The following is a 20,827-nucleotide window of genomic DNA, read 5'->3' as shown; positions in this document are numbered from 1 at the left end:
TTGGACGGGTCGCGGTCCGCGTTGTCAGTGGCTCGGTCCACAATGGTCCGCGTCAGAACTGGAGATTGCCCCGCACAGGAACGTGAAGGAGCCGCAGCAGCGATGGCCCGCCGCAGCACGAAGACCCCGCCGCCGGACGACTTCGAGGAGAGGATCCTCGACATCGACGTCGTCGACGAGATGCAGGGCTCCTTCCTCGAGTACGCATACTCGGTCATCTACTCCCGCGCCCTGCCCGACGCGCGCGACGGAATGAAGCCGGTGCAGCGCCGCATCGTCTACCAAATGAACGAGATGGGCCTGCGCCCCGACCGCGGCTATGTGAAGTGCGCCCGCGTCGTCGGCGAGGTCATGGGTAAGTTGCACCCCCACGGCGACGCCTCGATCTACGACGCCATGGTGCGCATGGCCCAGCCGTTCTCCATGCGCGTGCCGCTGGTCGACGGCCACGGCAACTTCGGCTCCCTCGGCAACGACGACCCGCCCGCCGCGATGCGGTACACCGAGGCGCGGATGGCCGACGCCACCTCGCTGATGACGGAGTCGATCGAAGAGGACACGGTCGACTTCGCCCCGAACTACGACGGTCAGGAGCAGGAGCCGGTCGCCCTCCCCGCGGCGTACCCCAACCTCCTGGTGAACGGCTCGTCGGGCATCGCCGTCGGCATGGCGACCAATATGGCGCCGCACAACCTCGGCGAGGTCATCGCCGCCGCCCGCCACCTCATCAAGCACCCGGGCGCCGACCTCGAGACCCTGATGCGGTTCATCCCGGGCCCGGACCTGCCCACCGGCGGCCGCATCGTCGGACTCTCCGGCGTCAAGGACGCGTACGAGACGGGCCGCGGCAGCTTCAAGATCCGCGCGACGGTGGCCGTGGAGAACGTGACGGCGCGCCGCAAGGGCCTGGTCGTCACCGAACTGCCCTTCACCGTCGGCCCCGAGAAGGTCATCTCCAAGATCAAGGACCTGGTCGGCGCGAAGAAGCTCCAGGGCATCGCCGACGTCAAGGACCTCACCGACCGCAACCACGGGCTGCGCCTGGTCATCGAGATCAAGAACGGCTTCATCCCCGAGGCCGTCCTGGAGCAGCTCTACAAACTGACGCCGATGGAGGAGTCCTTCGGCATCAACAACGTCGCTCTGGTGGACGGCCAGCCCCTCACCCTGGGCCTCAAGGAACTCCTCGAGGTCTATCTGGACCACCGCTTCGATGTCGTACGCCGCCGCAGCGAGTTCCGCCGCGGCAAGAAGCGCGCCCGTCTCCACCTGGTGGAGGGCCTGCTCGTCGCGCTGCTCGACATCGACGAGGTGATCCGCCTCATCCGCTCCAGCGAGAACTCCGCGCAGGCCAAGGAGCGCCTGATGGAGCGCTTCTCCCTGAGCGAGACACAGACGCAGTACATCCTGGACACCCCGCTGCGCCGCCTCACCAAGTACGACCGCATCGAGCTGGAGTCGGAGCGCGACAAGCTCAACGCGGAGATCGAGGAGCTCACCCGGATCCTCGACTCCGACCAGGAGCTGCGCAAGCTGGTCTCCTCCGAACTGGCCGCCGTGGCGAAGAAGTTCGGCACCGACCGGCGCACGGTCCTGCTCGAATCCGCGGGCACGCCCGCGCAGGCCGTGTCCCTCGAGGTCGCCGACGACCCGTGCCGGGTGCTCCTGTCCTCGACGGGCCTGCTCGCGCGCACGGCCAATGGCGAGGTCTCCTTCGACGCCGAGGCCAAGCGCGTCAAGCACGACGTGATCATCTCCGCGGTGCCCGCGACCCAGCGCGGCGAGGTCGGCGCGGTGCTCTCCTCGGGCCGCCTCCTGCGGCTCAATGTCATCGATCTGCCCCAGCTCCCGGACACCGCGTCCGCGCCCAACCTCTCGGGCGGGGCGCCGGTTTCGGAGTTCCTGAGCCTGGAGGGCGACGAGACGCTGGTCTGTCTGATGACGCTCGACGAGTCGTCGCCGGGCCTCGCGCTCGGCACCGAGCAGGGCGTCGTCAAGCGCGTGGTCCCCGACTATCCGTCGAACAAGGACGAGTTGGAGGTCATCACCCTCAAGGACGGTGACCGCATCGTCGGCGCCGCCGAACTGCGCACCGGCGAGGAGGATCTGGTCTTCATCGCGGACGACGCCCAGCTCCTGCGCTTCCAGGCGTCCCAGGTGCGGCCGCAGGGCCGTCCCGCGGGCGGCATGGCAGGCATCAAGCTCACCGAGGGCGCCAAGGTGATCTCGTTCACGGCGGTGGACCCGGCGGTCGACGCCATGGTGTTCACGGTGGCGGGCTCGCGCGGCACGCTCGACGACTCGGTGCAGACCACGGCCAAGATCACCCCGTTCGACCAGTACCCGCGCAAGGGCCGCGCCACCGGCGGTGTGCGCTGCCAGCGGTTCCTGAAGGGCGAGGACTGCCTGTCCCTGGCCTGGGCGGGCGCGGTGCCCGCGCGGGCCGCACAGCGGAACGGCACACCGGCCGAGCTGCCGGAGGTCGACCCGCGCCGTGACGGCTCGGGCGTCTCGCTGTCGAAGCCGGTGGCGTTCGTCGCGGGGCCTGTGTAACGGCCCCGGCCCCGGCCCCGGCCTCAGTGCAGCGGCTACCCGAGTCCGGGCTCGAGCGCGGGCTCGGGCCCAGCTCCGGTTTCGGCTTCGGCCCCGGTTTCGGCTTCGGCTTCGGCTCCGGTTTCGGCCCCGGTTTCGGCCCCGGTTCCGGGCCCTGGCTCCGACTCCGGCTCACGCTCGTCCACGTACCGCAGGACGCCCCACATGGCTTCGGCCCGGGCGTCCTGCGGTTCCGTGTCCCGGCATCCCTCCAGGTCCGCGCGCAGCCTGCCGCCCTCGACGCCCGAGCCGATGAGCACGAGCTGCGTGACCCGCTCGGCATCCCTGGGCCACGGCTCCGGGTAGAAGCGCAGGAAGCGGCCCACGGCGTGCAGGACGTACCGGTTGCCCGGGTCGTGCGCGCCGAAGTCGACGAACCCCTTGATGCGGTAGAGCCCTTCGGGCCGCGCGTCGAGGAAGTCGAGCAGCCGGCGCGGGTGCAGGGCGGTGTCCGAGGTGAAGGAGAGACTCTCGTACGCGGCATGCAGATGCGCGTGGCGCGCGTGCCCTTCCACGCCGCCCTCGTGCAGATGCTCGCCGTCGTGCAGATGCTCGCCCTCGCACGGACCGTAGCCGTCACACGGACCGTCGCCGTCCCGGAGATCGTCGAAGGACAGCTGCCCGAACCGCTCCCCCTTCGGCTTGCCGTCGAAGAGAAGCTCCGGGTCGATACGTCCATACGTCGACTCGACCACGGCCGCTCCGTCGGCGAGCCCGCCCACGGCGGTACGCAGCCGCTCAAGACCGGCCTCGTCCACCCGGTCGGTCTTGTTGAGCAGCACCAGGTCGGCGAGGGCGAGATGGCGCTCGATCTCGGGATGCCGCTCCCTCGTGGCGTCGAACTCCGCGGCGTCGACGACCTCGACGAGCCCGCCGTACACGATGTACGGGTTCTCGCTGGCGAGCAGCATCCGGACCAGTTCCTGGGGCTCGGCTAGACCGCTCGCCTCGATCACGATCACATCGAGGCCCACGGAGGGCCGGGTGAGCTTCTCCAGATAGGTGTCGAGTTCGCTGCCGTCGACGGCGCAGCACAGACAGCCGTTGCCGAGCGAGACCGTCGAACCCACCTGCCCCGCCACGGACATGGCGTCGATCTCGATGGCACCGAAGTCATTGACGATGACGCCGATCCGGTTGCCCCCGCTGTACCGCAGAAGCCGGTTGAGGAGGGTGGTCTTGCCCGACCCCAGAAACCCCGCGAGGACGACGACGGGGATCTGCCGCTTGCTCACACTGGACCTTTCGTACGACACCGCCTGCTTCCGGCCCAGGATAAGTGCGCCCTTTTGTGCGCTCCCGAGTGGCGCCGGAGCCACGACAGGGCCCCGCAGGGGCGCGAAGTGAACGATTGTTAGCGGCGCGTGCGGGGCACACATTGGGCACGGCGCCGGTTGTTAAGACATTCGCATACCTCCGTGCGCCTCCTCTCCGCCTCCTGCCGATCAGAGCCGCTCGGCACCCTGGGAGGCGGCAAGCGCGCCGCCCACCGCTCGCCGGTCCCGCTCCCCTGTCGCCCCGCACCCGACGGCCGGCGGACGGTCGCCTGACTCGGGGGTTGACATGGCCACACAGAAATACGGAACGCGACGCCTCGGCTCTGCCGCCTTCGCCTGCGCGACGGGTGCACTGGCGTTGCTGGCCGCGAGGGAGCGGAGGTACACAGAACTGCGTCTACGGGTCGAACAGCTCGAGCACACCGATCACTGCCACCGGCACGCCGACCTCACCAACCAGCACCGATTGCAGTTCGACCTGCTCACCACCGCCATGAACGACCCGGATCTGGCGGCCGTCATCAGCACCGTCGAGGCCGAGCCGACCACCCGGCGCCAGTACTTGTTCGCCAACGCGCTCTATACGAACGCCCTGCACGCCTTCCGCATCGGCATCGTCAGCCTGGAAGAGCTCTACGGACACCTTCGGGTGATCTGCCAGAACCCGGTCTTCCGCGAGTACTGGGAGGCCACCCGCCATCAACGGGCGAGCCTCAAAGAGGCGTCGGACGAGGCGAAGGTCGGCCGAATGGTGGACGGCCTCATCCGCGACCTGGACGAGTCGGACGGCGACGAGTGGTGGGTGGTGGGGGAACCACCGGCCGAGTAGGGCCAGTTGGGCCTCCAGGCACCGGGCCCGTGACGGGTCCGGTGACGGGCGCGGTGATGGGCCCGGCGGCGGGCGCGGTGATGGGCCCGGTGAGAGGCCGGCCGGCGGCTCCGGCGACGGGTCCGGTGATGGGCCCGGTGAGAGGCCGGCCGGCCGTTTCGGTGGCGGGTCCGGTGACGGGCCGCCCGCCGGTTCCGGTGGCGGGCCCGCCGAGAGACGCTCCAGGGACCCGAATCGGCCTCACCGGCACGCGCCGCGAGGGCGTACCGGGGGGAGCACCCGGCGCCACCGAGGGGCACCCGGGGGCACCCGGGGTGCGTACCTGGACAGGTGACGGACCGGCACAAAAGTGCGGGCGCCCCGGCGCGCGCCGCCGAGTGTTCCGTGAACCCCCCGCCGGACAGGGCGACTTGAAACCCACTTGGGCTACTCCCGAGAGCACCGGGAACTTCCGAGGGGCTAATCTTTCCCCGCCCTTACCCTCAACTGTTCCAAGGACCGGGATCCCCTTGAAGATCGTGCGTCGCATTGGTGCGTCCCCTCGTGAACGCGGCAGCCTCTCCGGCGAGACATGTCCGGACATCTTCGAGCTGAGCGACGGCAATTTCGCCGTCATCGGCACGGAGGCCACTGCGACGCTCGACAGCGAACTACCGGCCGACGCCGGCCGCGCCGACCACGAGCGCATCGTGGTGATCAGCAGGGAGACCCTGCTGCGGGCCAGGGCGGACATCCCGGAGGCCTAGGCGGGCGGCCCCACCCCGCCGTCCGCCGATGCGGCCCCGCCCGGTCTCCGCCCAGGCAGTCCCGCCCGGTCGGCTGCCCCGGGCAGCCCCACCCGGCCGTCTGCGCGACGCGCGCTTCGCCGTCACCGGAAGGGATACGGCGGAGCGCCACCGCGCGGGGCCGTCCAGTTGACCGGGACCGGCACGAGAGCCCCCGCCCCCCTGACCGTTTCCGCTACGGCAGCGGCACCGGCTGCGGTGCGGGCGGGCCCGCGTAATGGGCCGCGGGGCGGATGATTTTGGGGTCCTGGGCCTGCTCCAGGATGTTGGCGCTCCAGCCGACGACACGCGCCGAGGCGAAGGTCGGAGTGAACATCTCGCGGGGCAGACCGCAGAGTTCCATCACCACACCGGCGTAGAACTCGACGTTGGTGTGGAGTTCGCGGCCCGGCTTCAGTTCGGCGAGTATCGCCTCCACCTGCCGCTCGACCTCCACCGCGAACTCGACGAGCGGGCCGCCGAATTGCTCGGCGATGCCCCGCAGCATGCGGGAGCGGGGGTCCTCGGTGCGGTAGACGGGGTGCCCGAAACCCATGATCCGTTCACCGGCCAGTACGCGCCGGCGGATCCAGGAGTCGATGTGCTCCGGAGTGCCGATCGCGTCGAGGGTGTCCAGGGCGCGGCTCGGGGCGCCGCCGTGCAGCGGTCCGGACAGCGCGCCGACAGCGCCGGTCAGGCAGGCCGCCACGTCCGCGCCGGTGGAGGTGATGACCCGGGCGGTGAAGGTGGACGCGTTGAAGCCGTGGTCGATGGTCGAGATCAGATACTGCTCGACCGCCCGCGCGCGGGCGTCGTCCGGTTCCGAACCGGTGAGCATGTAGAGGTAGTTGGCGGCGTACGGCAGGTCCGCGCGGGGCTCGACCGGGTCGAGGCCCTGGCCCAGGCGGTACAGCGCGGTCAGCAGCGTCGGCACGACGGCGCTCGCCGCCAGGGCGTCCTCGCGGCGCCGGCCGGCGTCGATGTCGTACACCGGACGGAAGTCCTTCGCGGCACCGAACAGGGACAGGGCGCTGCGCAGGGCCGCGAGCGGGCCGGAGAGCACGGAGGCGCGGGCGATGACCGGCAGTGCGTCGCGGACCTCGTCGGGCAGTGAGCGCAGGGCGGCGGTGCGGGCGGTGAACTCCCGCGCCTGTTCCGCGGTGGGCAGTTCGCCGTGGACGAGCAGATGCCAGACGTCCTCGAAGCTGCGGGTCTGCGCGAGCTCGACGGCCGAGTACTGGCGGTAGTGGTAGAAGCCTTCGCGCCCTCGTACGTCACCGAGCGCGGTGTCGGTGACGACTACGCCGGCGAGACCGCGCGGCACGGGGGCGACAGGAGCGGTGGTCCCGTTCATCGACATGATGGTCCTCCCTGAGGTTGATTTGAATGTCTATGATTGACTCAATCAGTGTCAATATTGATTGAATCAATATGCCGATACATACCCGTGCCTACGAGCCATACGGAGAACCCGAGCCGTCCCCTACGGCCAAGTCCCCTGCATCCGGACGGATACGGTGAGGCCCATGAACGATCAGCGGGCGGAAGGCCGCCGGCTCACGACCAGAGAAGTGGCCGAGCGCCTGGGTGTGAAGCCGGAGACGGTCTACGCGTACGTCAGCCGGGGCCAGCTCTCCAGCCGGCGCGGGGCCGGCTCCAAGGGCAGCACCTTCGACCCCGAAGAGGTCGACGCACTCGTACGCAAGGGCCGCCGCGAGCCCGCCCGCGGCGGCGACGTGACCCAGCAGATCGACACCGGCATCACCCTGATCGAGAAGGACCGCTACTACTTCCGCGGCGTCGACGCGGTCCAACTCGCCCGCCGGCACGGCTATGAGGAGATCGCCGACTGGCTCTGGACCGGCGTCCTGCAGCCCGGCATCCGGTTCACCGCCCCCGAGGAGACCCTCGCCGTCGCCCGCCGCGCGGTGGCGTCCCTGCCCGGGACCGCGGGCCCGACCGACCGCCTTCGGGTCGCCGCCGTCGCCGCCGCCACCTGCGATCCGCTGCGCTTCGACCTGTCCCCCGACACCGTGCTCGGCACGGCGCGTGGTCTGATCCCGACCCTGGTCGACGCCCTGCCCACGGTGGGCCGCTGCCGCGCGGATGAGCGCAGGCTCGCGCCGCGCCTGTGGTCACGGCTCACCGAACGGCGTGCCGACGCGACCTCGATCCGCGCTCTGGACACGGCACTTGCGCTGCTCATCGACCACGATCTGGCGGCGTCCACGCTCGCCGTGCGGGTCGCGGCGTCCGCGCACTCCCACCCGTACGCCGTGGTCTCGGCCGGGCTCGGCGCCCTGGAGGGACCGCTGCACGGGGCGGCCAGCGGCCTGGCGCACCGGATGCTGACGGAGGTCATGGAGCGCGGCAGCGCGGCCCCGGTGGTCGCCGACCATCTGCGCGCCGGACGCCGGATCCCGGGCCTCGGCCACCGCTTGTACCCCGGTCAGGACCCGCGCGCGGAGGCTCTGTTCGAGGTCCTGGAGGAGCTGCCGGCCGCGCACGACGCGGTGAACGCGGCCCGCGAGGTGGCGGCCACCACCGCCCGCCACGCGGACCTGCACGCCAATGTCGACCTCGCGCTCGCCGCGCTGTCGGTGGCGGCGCGGATGCCCGCGGAGGCCGGCGAGACGATCTTCGCGGTGGCGCGTACGGCGGGCTGGATCGCGCACGCCATCGAGGAGTACGAGGAACGGCCGCTGCGGATGCGGCCGAGCGGGCGCTATACGGGGCCCCGTCCGCCGAGGCCGGTTCCGTGAAGGGCGCCGGAGTCCAATATGTCGCGTGAATCCCGCAATTAATTGACAGTGGGCCATTCAGGGCCGACGAGCCGCCGACTCCACCGGCCGCCTCGCGCCCGCGGCCGCACCCGGTGCCGTCGTACCGCTAAACCCGCGCACGCGCCCAGTGCCGTCGTACCGCTAAGCCCGCGGCGCCTGCCCCGTGGAGCCTCGCACCACCAGCTCCGGCTCGAAAAGCAGCTCCTCGGTCGGCGCCGAGCTGCCGCCGATCTGCAGGGCGAGCAGCTCGACGGCCGCCCGGCCCATGGCCTCGATGGGCTGGCGCACCGTGGTCAGCGGCGGCTCGGTGCAGTTCATGAACGCCGAGTCGTCGAAGCCGACCACCGACACCTCGCCCGGCACCTCGAGACCACGGCGGCGGGCGGCCCGCACCGCGCCGAGCGCGATCGGGTCGCTGGCACAGATGATCCCGGTGACCCCGCGCTCCAGGAGCCGGGTGGCGGCCGCCTGCCCGCCCTCCAGGGAGAACATCGCGCGCGCCACGTGCTCGTCCGGCAGTTCACCGCCACCCGCCTTCGCCGCGGCCCGCGCGGCGGTGAGCTTGCGCAGGGACGGCTGGTGGTCGGCGGGGCCGAGGACGACACCGATGCGCTCGTGGCCGAGCGAGGCGAGATGGCGCCAGGCCTGCTCCACGGCGACCGAGTCGTCACAGGAGACGGCGGGGAAACCGAGGTGCTCGATGGCCGCGTTCACCAGAACCACCGGGATCTTGCGGTCGGCCAGCTGCCGGTAGTGATCGTGCGGGGCGTCCGCCTGCGCGTACAGGCCGCCCGCGAACACCACCCCGGAGACCTGCTGCTGGAGCAGCAGTTCCACGTAATCCGCCTCGGACACACCGCCCTTGGTCTGGGTGCACAGGACCGGGGTCAGGCCCTGCTGGGCGAGCGCCCCGCCGATCACCTCGGCGAAGGCGGGGAAGATCGGGTTCTGCAGCTCCGGCAGGACCAGGCCGACGAGCCGGGCCCGCTCGCCGCGCAGTTGGGTCGGGCGCTCGTAGCCGAGCACGTCGAGCGCCGAGAGCACGGACTGCCGGGTGGCCTCGGAGACCCCGGGCTTGTTGTTGAGCACCCGGCTGACCGTGGCCTCGCTGACCCCGACCTTCTTGGCCACTTGAGCAAGTCGTCGCGTCATGTCCGCAAGATTAGTGCAAGCGTTGCACTGCTTTTGCGGGGTCTGCGAAATCGGCGGGCGGGAGGCTGGGGCCCTGAGACACGGGGCGCCGGTGCCGGGGTGCCGGGTGCCGGGGTGCCGGGGTGCCGGTGCCCACGAAGGGTGCGGGCCGGTGTCCGGGAAGCGTACGGGCCGGTGCCCGGGAACAACCACCGCACCGCCCAACCCCGTTCAGGCTAGGCTCACCTATGTGAGTACGTGTGCCACCGCTTCGCGGGACCTCGACGAGCCGCTCGCGGGCACCGCCGCCACAGCGAGGACCTGGCTGCTGGTGGAGCAGTCGGGCCCCTGGGGCGCCAAGGCCCTCACCTCCAGTCATCTCGACCCGGAGCTCGGCCGTGCCCTGGAATCCGCGGCCGACGGCACCGGCGTCCGCGTCGCCCTGATCCGCCGCCCCGGCCGGCACGCCGACTGCCACGCCGCCGCGCGGCGCCGCGTCTTCGCCGCGCACGTCGACCCGCGCTCGCGCGACCTGTGGCTGCACAGCGCCGTCACCGACGACCCCGCCCGGCTCCTTCGCCTGGACTTCGCGGCGCTCGGCAAGGGTGACCCGCACAGCTTCGACACCGCACTCGGGGCGGTGCCGCACGAGGGCGGCCCCCTCGCTCTCGTCTGCACCAACGGCAAACGCGACCGCTGCTGCGCCCTGCTCGGCCGCCCGCTCGCCGCGGAACTGGCCGAGGCGAGCGAGGCTGGCAAGGCGGGCACCTGGGAGATCACCCACCTCGGCGGCCACCGCTTCTCGCCCACGCTGCTCGTGCTGCCGTACGGATACGCGTACGGCCGCATCGGCGCCGAAGAGGTCCGCGGGGTCCTGGCCGCGGCGAGCGCGGGACGGATCGTCACCGAGGGCTGCCGGGGCGGTTCGGCCTGGGAGCGCCCCGGCCAGGCGGCGGAGCTCGCGGTGCGCGCGGCGGCGGGCGAGGACCGGGCGGGCGCCCTCTCGGTCGTACGCATCGAACCCCGCGTAGACGCCGAACCCCGCGTAGACGCCGAACCCCGCGTACGCACTGAACCCCCCGCACGCGCCGAACCTCGCGGACAGACCGGATCCGGCGCGGACCCCGACGGCTGGGAGGTCACCGTCGCGCACACCGACGGGCGCCATTGGCGGGTCACCGTCGCTCGGGGCGCCGCGCAGCCGCCGCGCCCGGAGAGCTGTGGGGCCGCGCTCGGCACCCCGGCGCGCATGGATGTGGTGGCCGTGCGGGCCGAGGCACCCGGGCTGCGTGACGTCGACAACGTTATTAACGGCTGAGCGGCGCGGCGCCGTACCGTTCCTTTTCATGTACGCAGGTCTGTGCGCAGGTCGTAAGGCGCCGTCGCCATGAGCCCCGGGCGCAGGGTGCGGATAGGGCTGCCCCGGCGGGTGTTCTCGCAGGTCCTGCTGATGCAGCTGGCGATCGCCGCCGGTGTCGCCGTGCTCGCCACCGGTCTCTTCCTCGCCCCGCTCAGCGACCAGCTCGACGACCAGGCGATGCGCCGCGCCCTGGCCATCGCGCAGACCACGGCGGCGCAGCCGCAGGTCGCCGAGGATCTGCGCAGCACCCGGCCGGCGGCGGACGGGCCCGTCCAGACCGAGGCCGAGAAGATCAAGCGGGCCACCGGCGCCGAATATGTCGTGATCATGGACAAGCGCGGGGTGCGCTGGTCGCACACCAACCCGGCCGAGATCGGCCAGGTCGTCTCCACCGACCCCAGCGACGCCCTGGCCGGACAGGACGTCATGGAGATCGACAACGGCACCCTCGGCCGCTCGGCCCGCGGCAAGGTCCCGCTGCGCGGCGCGGACGGCGAGATCGTCGGCGCCGTATCGGTCGGCATCGAGTACGACAGCGTCCGCGACCGGCTGATCCACGCCATCCCCGGCCTGTTCGCGTACGCGGGCGGAGCGCTGGCCGTCGGAGCGCTCGCCGCCTATCTGATCTCCCGCAGGGTGCAGCGGCAGACCCGTGATCTGGCCTTCTCCGATATCTCCGCGCTGCTCGCGGAGCGTGAGGCGATGCTGCACGGTATCCGTGAGGGCGTCGTCGCCCTGGACCGCGGTGGCCGGATCCGGCTACTCAACGACGAGGCGCAACGTCTGCTCACCCTCGGCCCCGAGGTCATCGGAAAGCCGCTCGACGAGGCGCTCGGCGCGGGCCGCACCACCGATGTCCTGGCCGGCCGGGTCACCGGCACCGATCTGCTGACGGTGCGCGGCCAGCGCGTCCTGGTCGCCAACCGTATGCCCACCGACGACGGCGGCGCCGTCGCCACCCTGCGCGACCGCACCGAGCTGGAGCGCCTGGGCCGTGAACTCGACTCCACCCGGGGCCTGATCGACGCGCTGCGCGCCAAGGACCACGAGCACGCCAACCATCTGCACACCCTGCTCGGCCTGCTCGAACTGGAGATGTACGACGACGCCGTGGACTTCGTCGGTGAGACCGTGGGCGCCCACCGGGCCACCGCCGAACAGCTCACCGAGAAGCTCCACGATCCGCTGCTCGCGGCGCTCCTGGTCGGCAAGGTCGCGGTCGCGGCGGAGCGCGGAGTCTCGCTGCGCGTCTCCGACGACACCCTGCTGCCCGACCGTCTGATCGACCCGCAGGGCCTGGTGACGATCGTCGGCAACCTCGTGGACAACGCCCTGGACGCCGCCGTGGGCAGCAGCCACGCGCGCGTAGAGGTGGCTTTGCGCGCGGAAGGGCGCGGCGTCACCTTGCGCGTACGGGACTCGGGCTCCGGAATCGCCCCGGAGCAGCGGGAGTTGATCTTCACCGAGGGCTGGTCGACCAAGGAGCCGCCGGCCCACGGCAAGCGCGGCCTCGGACTCGCCCTCGTGCGCCGCCTCGCCGAACGGCAGGGCGGCAGCGCCCTGGCCTCCGGGGCGCCGGGCGGCGGAGCCGAGTTCACCGTCGTCCTGCCCGAGGCCCTGACCGAACCCCAGCTCGTCGACGTGGAGGAACCCCGATGATCGATGTCCTGGTCGTGGACGACGACGTACGCGTCGCCGGGGTGAACGCCGCCTATGTCGCCAAGGTCGCGGGCTTCCGCGTCGCGGGACAGGCCCACAGCGGCGCCGAAGCACTGCGCATGGCCGAGGAGTTGGCGGTCGACCTGGTGCTGCTCGACCACTATCTGCCGGACCACACGGGCCTCGATGTCGTCCGCGCCTTGCGCGAGGGCGGCCACCAGACCGACGTGATCATGGTGACGGCGGCGCGTGATGTCGCCACCGTGCAGGCGGCCATGCGGCACGGCGCGCTCCAGTACCTGGTCAAGCCGTTCACCTTCACAGGCCTGCGCGCCAAGCTGGAGGCGTACGCGGGGCTCCGCCGCACGCTGGACGGCGGCGGTGAGGCCGAACAGGCGGAGGTGGACCGGATCTTCGGCGCCCTCTCGGCGACACCGGAACCCGAGCTGCCCAAGGGCCACTCCGCCGGCACCGCCGATCTGGTGCGCCGCGCCATGATGACCGCCGACGGGCCGCTGTCCGCACAGGAACTCGCCGACCGTACGGGGCTCAGCCGCCAGACCGCCCAGCGCTATCTCAAGCTCCTGGAACGCGCGGGCCGGGTGCGGCTCACCTTGAAGTACGGGGACACGGGCCGCCCTGAGCATCGATACGAGTGGGCGCGATCGAGCCTGTCCGGCGATTGAGCCTGTCTGGGGGCACCTCCCAGCGGTAGCTGGGAGAGATTGAGGACGAGCCCGCAGGGCGATGTGACGGCGGCCGAGTCGACGGTGCCGGTCACCGGTGACGGCTTCGGTGCGGTCACCGGTGACGGCTCCGGTGCGGTGTCACCAGCGACGGCTCCCTACACCGCCCCCGCCCCCGTCAGAGCCCGCACCTCGGTCTCCGCGTGCTTCGCGGCGTCCGGCGGCTCCGTCGAGGTCACCGTGCCGAGCCAGCCCGCCACGAAGCCGAGCGGGATGGACACAAGGCCGGGGTTCTGCAGCGGGAAGTACTGGAAGTCCACACCCGGGAAGATCGATTCCGGGCTGCCGGAGACCACGGGCGAGAGCAGGACGAGGACGAGCGCGGGCACCAGGCCGCCGTACACCGACCAGACCGCTCCTCTGGTGGTGAAGCCGCGCCAGAACAGCGAGTAGAGCAGGACCGGCAGATTGGCCGATGCGGCGACGGCGAAGGCGAGACCCACCAGGAACGCCACGTTCAGGTCACGGGCGAGCAGCCCGAGCGCGATGGCGGCGATGCCGATGCCGACGGCGGCGATCCGGGCGACGGCGACCTCGCTGCGCGGTGCGGCGCCAGCGTCGGCCTTCTTGCGGCGGCGCAGGGAAGCGTACAGATCGTGTGCGACGGACGCCGACGAAGCGAGCGTGATACCGGCGACCACGGCCAGGATCGTGGCGAAGGCGATGGCGGCGACGATGGCGAAGAGAACCGTTCCGCCGGTGGAATCCTGACCGCCGCCCAGATTGAGCGAGAGCAGTGAAATCGCGGTGTTCCCGGCCGGGTTGGAGGTGCGCACCTCGGCCGAGCCGACGATCGCGGCGGCCCCGAAGCCGAGCACGATGGTCATCAGATAGAAGCTGCCGATGAGCCCGATCGACCACACCACCGAGCGCCGCGCGGCGCGGGCCGTGGGCACGGTGTAGAAGCGCGACAGGATGTGCGGCAGCCCTGCCGTGCCGAGCACCAGGGCAAGGCCGAGGCTGATGAAGTCGAGGCGCGCCGTCCAGCTCCCGCCGTACTTCAGGCCCGGGGCGAGGAACTTGTCGCCGTGGCCGCTGCGGTCGGCCGCGGTACTGAGCAGCTGGTTGAAGTCGCCGTGGAAGCGCACCAGGACGAGCACGGTCAGGGTGATCGCGCCGCCCATCAGCAGCACTGCCTTGACGATCTGGATCCACGTGGTGGCCCGCATCCCTCCCAACGACACATAGATGACCATGAGCGCGCCGACGCCGACGACCGTCCAGGACTGCGCCGCCCCGCTCGTCCCGCCGAGCAGCAGCGCGACCAGGCTGCCCGCCCCCACCATCTGCGCCACCAGATACAGAACGGACACGGTCACCGAGGAAGTTCCCGCCGCGATCCGGACCGGCCGCTCCCTCATCCGGGCCGCGACGACGTCGGCGAGGGTGAACCGGCCGCAGTTGCGCACGAGTTCGGCCACGAGGAACAGCACCACGAGCCAGGCGACCAGGAACCCCACGGAGTAGAGCAGGCCGTCGTAGCCGTAGAGCGCGATGAGGCCCGCGATGCCGAGGAAGGAGGCCGCGGACATGTAGTCACCCGCGATGGCGAAACCGTTCTCCATGGGCGAGAAGAGGCGTCCGCCCGCGTAGAACTCCTCGGCGGAGCCGTGCCGGTTGCGGCCGGCCCATGTGGTGATCACCAGCGTGACGGCGACGAACACGCTGAACAGGACGAGGGCCAGGGTCTGGTGGTCGCCGGTCAACGCTCGATCCCCCGGGTCAGCTCCTGTGTGTCCCAGCGCAGTTCGAGCGCGGCACGGTCCCGGCGCAGACGCGCGTGCCGGGCGTACGCCCAGGTCAGCATGAAGGTCGTGAGGAACTGGCCGAGGCCCGCGAGCATCGCGACGTTCACCGCACCGGCGACCGGCCGTGCCATCAGTCCGGGGGCGGTGGTCGCGGCCACGACGTAGGCGACGTACCAGGTGAAGAAGACCACGCACGCGGGCACGACGAACCGGCGGTAGCGGCTGCGCACCTCCTGGAAGGCCGCGCTGCTCTGCACCTCCAGGTAGACGTCGGCCGTGCTGGGTGCGGGCTTCTGCGCCGCCACGCGTGCGTGCGGCACGACGGGCGCGGGTGCGCCGGTGCCGTCCAGCTCGCCCCAGCCCGAGGCCAGGGCGTCGTACCAGGGGTCGCACAGCTCACCGGGATCGCCGGGCCCGGCCGCCCCGACGTCGCGATCTTCGTGCTTCTCCACCGAACCCACCGAACTCTCCTCGTCCGCGGCCTGGTTCAGCCGCGTGCCCAAGGATGGGCAGAACGGGAAGATCCCGGACTCTTCAATCCATTCGCTTCACCCCATCAGGTGACGTAGCGCGAGAACAGCCTCGCGAGACGCCACAGGCCACTCCCTCCGGGCCCGTCCCGGCTCAACTCCCGCGCGCCCGCCCCGGCTCGCTCCCACACGCCCGCCCCGGCTCGACTCCACCGGGCCCACTCCCCTCCGAGCCCGCCCCGGCTCACTCCCCCGGCGGCCGTCCCAGACCGTGCCGGTAGGCGTACCGCACCGCCTGGGCGCGGTCCCGCAGGCCCGCCTTCGCGAAGAGGTTGTTGATGTGGGTCTTCACGGTGGCGGTGGAGACATGCAGGGCACGGGCGATCTCGGTGTTGGTCAGGCCGTCCGCGATATGCGTGAGAACCTCCGCCTCGCGCGCGGTGAGCCCGTCCGGCGGCTCGGCCCGCGGGTCCGGGTACGAGGGCGCCCGCACGGGCTGCGCGAGCCGGTCCAGGAGCCGCCGCTGGACCTGCGGGGCGAGCCCGGCGTCCCCGGTCATGACCGCCTCGACGGCGCGCAGGATCTCCTCACCGCCGGCGTCCTTGGTGAGATAGCCCCTGGCCCCGGCCTGCAGCGCCGGGAAGAGCGAGTCGTCGTCCGCGTACGTGGTGAGGACCACGACCTGTGTGCCGGGGTGCGCGGCGCGGATCCTGCGGGTGGCCTCGACGCCGTCGCAGCGGGGCATCCGGAGGTCCATCAGGACGACATCGGGGGCGAGTTCGGCGACGAGGCGCACCGCCTGCTCGCCGTCGCCCGCGGATCCGACGACCTCGATGCCGGGCAGCAGCCCGAGCAGCATGACGATGCCCTCGCGCACCACGGTCTGGTCGTCGGCGACCACCACCCGCGCCGCGCCCCTCTCCTCGCTCATGCCGGCACCCGCAACCGCACCACGAAGCCCTCCTCGTCCGGTCCCGCTTCCAGGGCGCCGCCGAGCAGTTCGGCCCGCTCGCGCATCCCGAGCAGACCGTAACCGGACCCGGACCCCGCGAGGCCGGAGACGACGTCGGATACGCCGCCCGGCTTCCCGCCGAAGTCCCGCACTTCGAGGGCGACTTCGCCTTGCTCATACTTGAGTCGTAGCCGAACCCGCGCTCCTGGTGCGTGTTTTCGTACGTTGGTGAGGGCCTCCTGCGCGACCCGGCGCACCGTCTGCGAAGCGTCGGCGGACAGGGCGCGCCGCTCCCCCACGACCTCAAGCGCGGCCCCTTCGTGGGTGCCGGTGAGCTCCCGCAGGAAGTCCTCCACGGGCACCATCTCGCCGCGCAGGGCGGACAGCGCCTGCCGGGTCTCGGCCAGCCCCTCACGGGCCATGGAACGGGCGGCGACGACCCGTTCGAGCACCTGCCCGCGCTCCCCGTCCCGTTCGATGAGCAACCGGGCCGCCTCCAGGTGCACGAGCTGCGCGGAGAGGCTGTGCGCCAGGACGTCATGGATCTCCCGCGCGATCCGGGCCCGTTCGGTCAGGGCGGCGGATTCCGCCTCGGCGGCGCGCGCCGCCCGCTCCTGGGCGAGCAGCCGGAACCCGGTGCCGCGCGCGTGGGCGTCGAGCCGCAGCGCATAGCCGCCGAGCAGTACGGCGAGCGCGCTGCCCAGCGCCCCGAGCACGGTCTCGTCCAGGTACCGGAACCAGCCGATCATGGCTACGGCGAGCGGCACCGCGACGATGAGCGGCAACCGCTCCATCCCCCGCAGGGCGCAGATGATGCCCAGTACGTACGCCGGTTCCTGGACACCCATCGCGTAGGGGACCACTCCGACCGCGGCGGTCGCGGCGAGCAGCAGGAGGGCGGGCAGCAGCCGGTGCTGCAGCGTCACCCGGTGGAAGGCCACGAGGGCCCACACACAGCAGGCGAGGCCGAGGACCGGCACGGCGAGCGCCGCACCCCGGAAGACCCCGGCGTCGTACGCGCTCCAGGTCACCCAGCTAGCCAGGACGGCGAGCAGAACCAGGTCCATGACGATGCGGCCCCTGGGCACCCCGACCCGCGAGAGCGCCTCTTTGGAGGGCCACTCCCCCCACCTGCCGATGGCCACCGGTGCTCCCTCCGCCTCCCCGGCGCCCGTCACTTCGCGGACACGCCGTGCCGGACGCCGTGGGCCTTGAGGAGTTCGCCCACTGCGCCTTTCACGCTGACCGTGCCCTGAGTGCGCCACGTGAGTACGGCGGTGCGCGCGAGGAGTACCGCCGCGAGCGCCGGTACGGCCGCCGCGCCGCTCTGCTGCACACCCGTCGGCAAGGCCACGCCGTACAGCGCGAGCTGGGCCGCCAGGCCCCCGGCCCAGACCACCGCCGACCGTACGCCGCCCTGGACTCGTATGACGCCCTCGGAATCGGTCCATGTGCGGCTGGTCCACGCCCACAGCACTCCCGTGCCGATTCCGGCCGCCAGCACCGCCGCCAGAAGCACCGCGGACAGCGCCGCCTGCTCGCCGTCGACAAGACCCGGACCACGCAGCGAGACGAGCACAAGGGCGGCGGGCAGCAGCCAGCCGTGCCTGCGGTCCGTGGCCACCTTCTGCGGCCTGAACTGCTGCACCAGCACGACGGCCAGCACCGCGGCGAGGATCAGGAATTCCTGCATCGGACACCTCCGGAAGCGGAAAGGGCAACTTCTTCGACGCTACGGAGACACCGCGCCCCGCGGATCGGAGCCGGGGTGGGCCGTGGGTGGAGCCACCGCTCCACCCACGAGTGGAGCACCGGCCTGCGCTCCGGCTCTCGGCCCGGGGCAGCGGCTGCCCTCGGTCACCCGTCGATGCGGCCGGTCAGGCGCGACGGTCCCCCCACCCCCGCCTCAGGCGCCGATACACACCCCTCATGCGCCGGCCCACGACCGGGCCAGGCATCAGGCGTCGCCCCACGACCGGGCCAGGCCTCACGAACCGATCCGCAGCCGGCGCAGGCTCAGATGTCGGTCCGCGACCGGCCAGGCATCAAGCGTCGATCCGCGACCGGTCAAGGGTCGCCGCCGAGCTCGTGATGAACTCCTTACGGGGCGCGACCTCATTGCCCATCAGGAGGTCGAAGATCCGCTCCGAGGCCTCCAGGTCGCTGATGTTGATCCGCCGCAGCGTCCGGTGCCGCGGGTCCATCGTGGTCTCCGCGAGCTGGTCGGCGTCCATCTCACCGAGGCCCTTGTAGCGCTGGATCGAGTCCTTGTAGCGGACGCCCTTGCGCTGGAGCTCCAGGAGCGTGCTGCGCAGTTCGTTGTCCGAGTACGTGTAGATGTACTTGTCCTGGCCCTTCTTGGGCTGGACGAGCTCGATCCGGTGCAGCGGCGGCACGGCCGCGAAGACGCGTCCCGCTTCCACCATGGGCCGCATATAGCGCTGGAACAGCGTCAGCAGCAGGATGCGGATGTGCGCGCCGTCCACATCGGCGTCGACCAGAAGAATGATCTTGCCGTAGCGCGCGGTGTCGATGTCGAAGGTCCGTCCGGACCCGGCTCCTATGACCTGGATGATGGCGCCGCACTCGACGTTCTTCAGCATGTCCGAGACGGACGCCTTCTGAACGTTGAGAATCTTGCCGCGGATCGGCAGGAGCGCCTGGAACTCGGAGTTCCGCGCGAGCTTGGCCGTACCGAGGGCGGAGTCTCCCTCGACGATGAACAGCTCGCTGCGGTCCACGTCGTCACTGCGGCAGTCGGCCAGCTTCGCGGGCAGCGAGGAGGACTCGAGCGCCGTCTTCCGGCGCTGCGCCTCCTTGTGCTGACGGGCCGCGATCCGGGTGCGGGCCGCGGCGACCGTCTTCTCGAGCACCGCGCGGGCCTGCGCCTTGGCGTCCCGCTTGGTGGAGGTCAGGAAGGTCTTGAGCTCCTTGGCGACCACATTGGCCACGATCCGGTTGGCCGCCGAGGTGCCGAGCACCTCCTTGGTCTGGCCTTCGAACTGCGGCTCGGCCAGGCGCACGGTGACGACCGCGGTGAGGCCCTCCAGGGCGTCGTCCTTGACGATGTCGTCCTCGGCGACGCGCAGCAGCTTCTGGGTGCGAAGGACTTCGTTGACCGTCTTGGTCACCGAGCGCTCGAAGCCGGTGACGTGGGTGCCGCCCTTGGGGGTGGCGATGATGTTCACGAAGGACTTGAGCGTGGTGTCGTACCCGGTGCCCCAGCGCAGGGCGATGTCGACGCCGAGCTCGCGCGTGACCTCGGTGGGCGTCATGTGCCCCCGGTCGTCGAGGACGGGGACGGTCTCCTTGAAGGAGCCCTGGCCGGTCAGCCGGACCACGTCGCAGATCGGCTTGTCCTGGGCGAGGAACTCGCAGAACTCGCTGATGCCGCCGTCGAAGCGGAAGGTCTCCTCGCTCTTGCCGACCCCGTCGAGGTCCCGCTCGTCCCGGACGACGATGGTCAGGCCCGGCACCAGGAAGGCCGTCTGGCGCGCGCGCTGGTGCAGCGTGTCCAGGGAGAGCTTGGCGTCCTTGAGGAAGATCTGCCGGTCCGCCCAGTAGCGCACGCGCGTGCCGGTGCGGGTCTTGGGGATCCGCTTGCCCTTCACCAGGCCGTTGCCCGGGTCGAAGGGGGAGTCCGGGCCGTCCTCGGTGAAGATGCCGGGGACGCCGCGGCGGAAGCTGATGGAGTGGGTCTTGCTGTTGCGGTCGACCTCGACATCAAGGCGGGCCGAGAGCGCGTTCACCACCGAGGCGCCCACGCCGTGCAGACCGCCGGAGGCGGCGTACGAGCCGCCGCCGAACTTGCCGCCCGCGTGCAGCTTGGTCATGACGACCTCGACACCGGACAGGCCGGTCTTGGGCTCCACGTCCACGGGGATGCCGCGGCCGTTGTCCCGCACCTCTACTGAGCCGTCCTCGTGGAGGATCACATCGATGTGGTCGCAGTACCCGCCGAGGGCCTCGTCGACGGAGTTGTCGATGATCTCCCAGAGGCAGTGCAGCAGGCCGCGGCTGTCGGTCGAGCCGATGTACATGCCCGGGCGCTTGCGGACCGCTTCGAGCCCCTCGAGGACGAGCAGGTGCCGCGCGGTGTAGTTGGAACCGTCCCGATCTGCCCCGGAAAGCAGCTCTGTGGACGACACGGACGTCTCGGCGGTCACGCGTTTCGCTCCTCGCTGAATTTCAATTGAGACCCCATGGAGAGGTAGTCGGCATCGGTCGCCGGTCAGAGGGTACCGAGGCCTGGTAGAGCCGATGTAACGCCACCCTCGTCTGGCTTCAGAGTAGTGCAGAGTCGCATGGGTGTTCGATCCCTCGATGGGGTGATGCGCATATCACGTTCCCAACCAGGCATGAACCATTTAGGCTCCGGGCACGTCCTCATGAACAACCAGCCGCCAGGCTGGCGAGGGCCAAGCATGACCGACAACTGGATACGGCAAGCAAACCAAGCAACGCTGCAAACCACGCGAAAACCGTAGAAGACGTATACGGCACATTCGCCGCCAAC

At 71.1% G+C, this 20,827-nt stretch carries 16 protein-coding genes; 7 read left to right on the top strand and 9 right to left on the bottom strand.

Going from position 1 to position 20,827, the window contains the following annotated elements; all coding sequences use genetic code 11:
* Nucleotides 1–102: 102 nt before the first annotated feature.
* The gene (locus tag ACFQVC_RS00565; RefSeq protein ID WP_381825192.1) at nt 103–2,553 is read left to right on the top strand and encodes a DNA gyrase/topoisomerase IV subunit A; all 2,451 of its coding nucleotides are present in this window, start codon (nt 103–105) and stop codon (nt 2,551–2,553) included.
* A gap of 35 nt (nt 2,554–2,588) precedes the next feature.
* Here the strand turns inward: ACFQVC_RS00565 and ACFQVC_RS00560 are convergent, their stop codons facing one another.
* The gene (locus ACFQVC_RS00560; protein WP_381825190.1) at nt 2,589–3,827 is read right to left on the bottom strand and encodes a CobW family GTP-binding protein; all 1,239 of its coding nucleotides are present in this window, start codon (nt 3,825–3,827) and stop codon (nt 2,589–2,591) included.
* Between the two features lie 328 nt (nt 3,828–4,155).
* Between ACFQVC_RS00560 and ACFQVC_RS00555 the strand changes: the two genes are divergently transcribed.
* Entirely contained in the window at nt 4,156–4,698 is a 543-nt protein-coding gene (locus tag ACFQVC_RS00555; protein WP_381825188.1) for a DUF6082 family protein, read from the top strand.
* Between the two features lie 509 nt (nt 4,699–5,207).
* Nucleotides 5,208–5,444, top strand: coding sequence for a hypothetical protein (locus ACFQVC_RS00550; protein WP_381825186.1), 237 nt, complete (start codon nt 5,208–5,210; stop codon nt 5,442–5,444).
* 214 nt (nt 5,445–5,658) lie between these two features.
* Here the strand turns inward: ACFQVC_RS00550 and ACFQVC_RS00545 are convergent, their stop codons facing one another.
* Nucleotides 5,659–6,822 carry a citrate synthase gene (locus ACFQVC_RS00545; protein WP_381825184.1) on the bottom strand — a complete coding sequence of 388 codons (1,164 nt, stop codon included), beginning with the start codon at nt 6,820–6,822 and terminating at the stop codon, nt 5,659–5,661.
* A 166-nt stretch (nt 6,823–6,988) separates the two neighbouring features.
* Here ACFQVC_RS00545 and ACFQVC_RS00540 point away from each other — a divergent pair, with 166 nt between their 5' ends.
* Nucleotides 6,989–8,224, top strand: coding sequence for a citrate synthase (locus ACFQVC_RS00540; protein ID WP_381825182.1), 1,236 nt, complete (start codon nt 6,989–6,991; stop codon nt 8,222–8,224).
* Nucleotides 8,225–8,386: 162 nt separating this feature from the next.
* Here the strand turns inward: ACFQVC_RS00540 and ACFQVC_RS00535 are convergent, their stop codons facing one another.
* Entirely contained in the window at nt 8,387–9,397 is a 1,011-nt protein-coding gene (locus tag ACFQVC_RS00535; RefSeq protein WP_381825180.1) for a LacI family DNA-binding transcriptional regulator, read from the bottom strand.
* Between the two features lie 229 nt (nt 9,398–9,626).
* Here ACFQVC_RS00535 and ACFQVC_RS00530 point away from each other — a divergent pair, with 229 nt between their 5' ends.
* The 3 genes from ACFQVC_RS00530 to ACFQVC_RS00520 all read left to right on the top strand — a co-directional run bounded on the left by ACFQVC_RS00530 (nt 9,627) and on the right by ACFQVC_RS00520 (nt 13,081).
* The gene (locus ACFQVC_RS00530; protein WP_381825178.1) at nt 9,627–10,694 is read left to right on the top strand and encodes a sucrase ferredoxin; all 1,068 of its coding nucleotides are present in this window, start codon (nt 9,627–9,629) and stop codon (nt 10,692–10,694) included.
* Between the two features lie 69 nt (nt 10,695–10,763).
* The gene (locus tag ACFQVC_RS00525) at nt 10,764–12,395 is read left to right on the top strand and encodes an ATP-binding protein (protein WP_381825176.1); all 1,632 of its coding nucleotides are present in this window, start codon (nt 10,764–10,766) and stop codon (nt 12,393–12,395) included.
* Nucleotides 12,392–13,081 carry a response regulator gene (locus tag ACFQVC_RS00520; RefSeq protein WP_381825174.1) on the top strand — a complete coding sequence of 230 codons (690 nt, stop codon included), beginning with the start codon at nt 12,392–12,394 and terminating at the stop codon, nt 13,079–13,081. The genes ACFQVC_RS00525 and ACFQVC_RS00520 overlap by 4 nt, the downstream gene beginning before the upstream one ends.
* A gap of 158 nt (nt 13,082–13,239) precedes the next feature.
* Here the strand turns inward: ACFQVC_RS00520 and ACFQVC_RS00515 are convergent, their stop codons facing one another.
* The 6 genes from ACFQVC_RS00515 to ACFQVC_RS00490 form a co-directional block, all read right to left on the bottom strand.
* Nucleotides 13,240–14,847 (bottom strand): solute symporter family protein, encoded by a 1,608-nt coding sequence (locus ACFQVC_RS00515; RefSeq protein ID WP_381825173.1) that lies wholly within the window; start codon nt 14,845–14,847, stop codon nt 13,240–13,242.
* Complete coding sequence (locus tag ACFQVC_RS00510) at nt 14,844–15,284, bottom strand: DUF485 domain-containing protein (RefSeq protein ID WP_381827014.1); 441 nt, start codon at nt 15,282–15,284, stop codon at nt 14,844–14,846. Before ACFQVC_RS00510 ends, ACFQVC_RS00515 begins: the two co-directional genes overlap by 4 nt.
* 319 nt (nt 15,285–15,603) lie before the next feature.
* Nucleotides 15,604–16,290, bottom strand: a complete 687-nt coding sequence (locus tag ACFQVC_RS00505; RefSeq protein WP_381825171.1) for a response regulator — start codon at nt 16,288–16,290, stop codon at nt 15,604–15,606.
* The gene (locus tag ACFQVC_RS00500; RefSeq protein ID WP_381825169.1) at nt 16,287–17,456 is read right to left on the bottom strand and encodes a sensor histidine kinase; all 1,170 of its coding nucleotides are present in this window, start codon (nt 17,454–17,456) and stop codon (nt 16,287–16,289) included. Before ACFQVC_RS00500 ends, ACFQVC_RS00505 begins: the two co-directional genes overlap by 4 nt.
* A gap of 29 nt (nt 17,457–17,485) precedes the next feature.
* Nucleotides 17,486–18,004, bottom strand: a complete 519-nt coding sequence (locus ACFQVC_RS00495) for a DUF1453 domain-containing protein (protein ID WP_381825167.1) — start codon at nt 18,002–18,004, stop codon at nt 17,486–17,488.
* A 352-nt stretch (nt 18,005–18,356) separates the two neighbouring features.
* The gene (locus ACFQVC_RS00490) at nt 18,357–20,477 is read right to left on the bottom strand and encodes a DNA gyrase/topoisomerase IV subunit B (RefSeq protein WP_381825165.1); all 2,121 of its coding nucleotides are present in this window, start codon (nt 20,475–20,477) and stop codon (nt 18,357–18,359) included.
* Between the last annotated feature and the right edge of the window lie 350 nt (nt 20,478–20,827).

The organism is Streptomyces monticola (assembly GCF_042665355.1).
Classification (GTDB): Bacteria; Actinomycetota; Actinomycetes; order Streptomycetales; family Streptomycetaceae; genus Streptomyces; species Streptomyces monticola.
The sequence above is the reverse complement of the archived record's forward strand: the minus strand, read 5'-3'. Positions and strand labels throughout refer to the sequence as shown.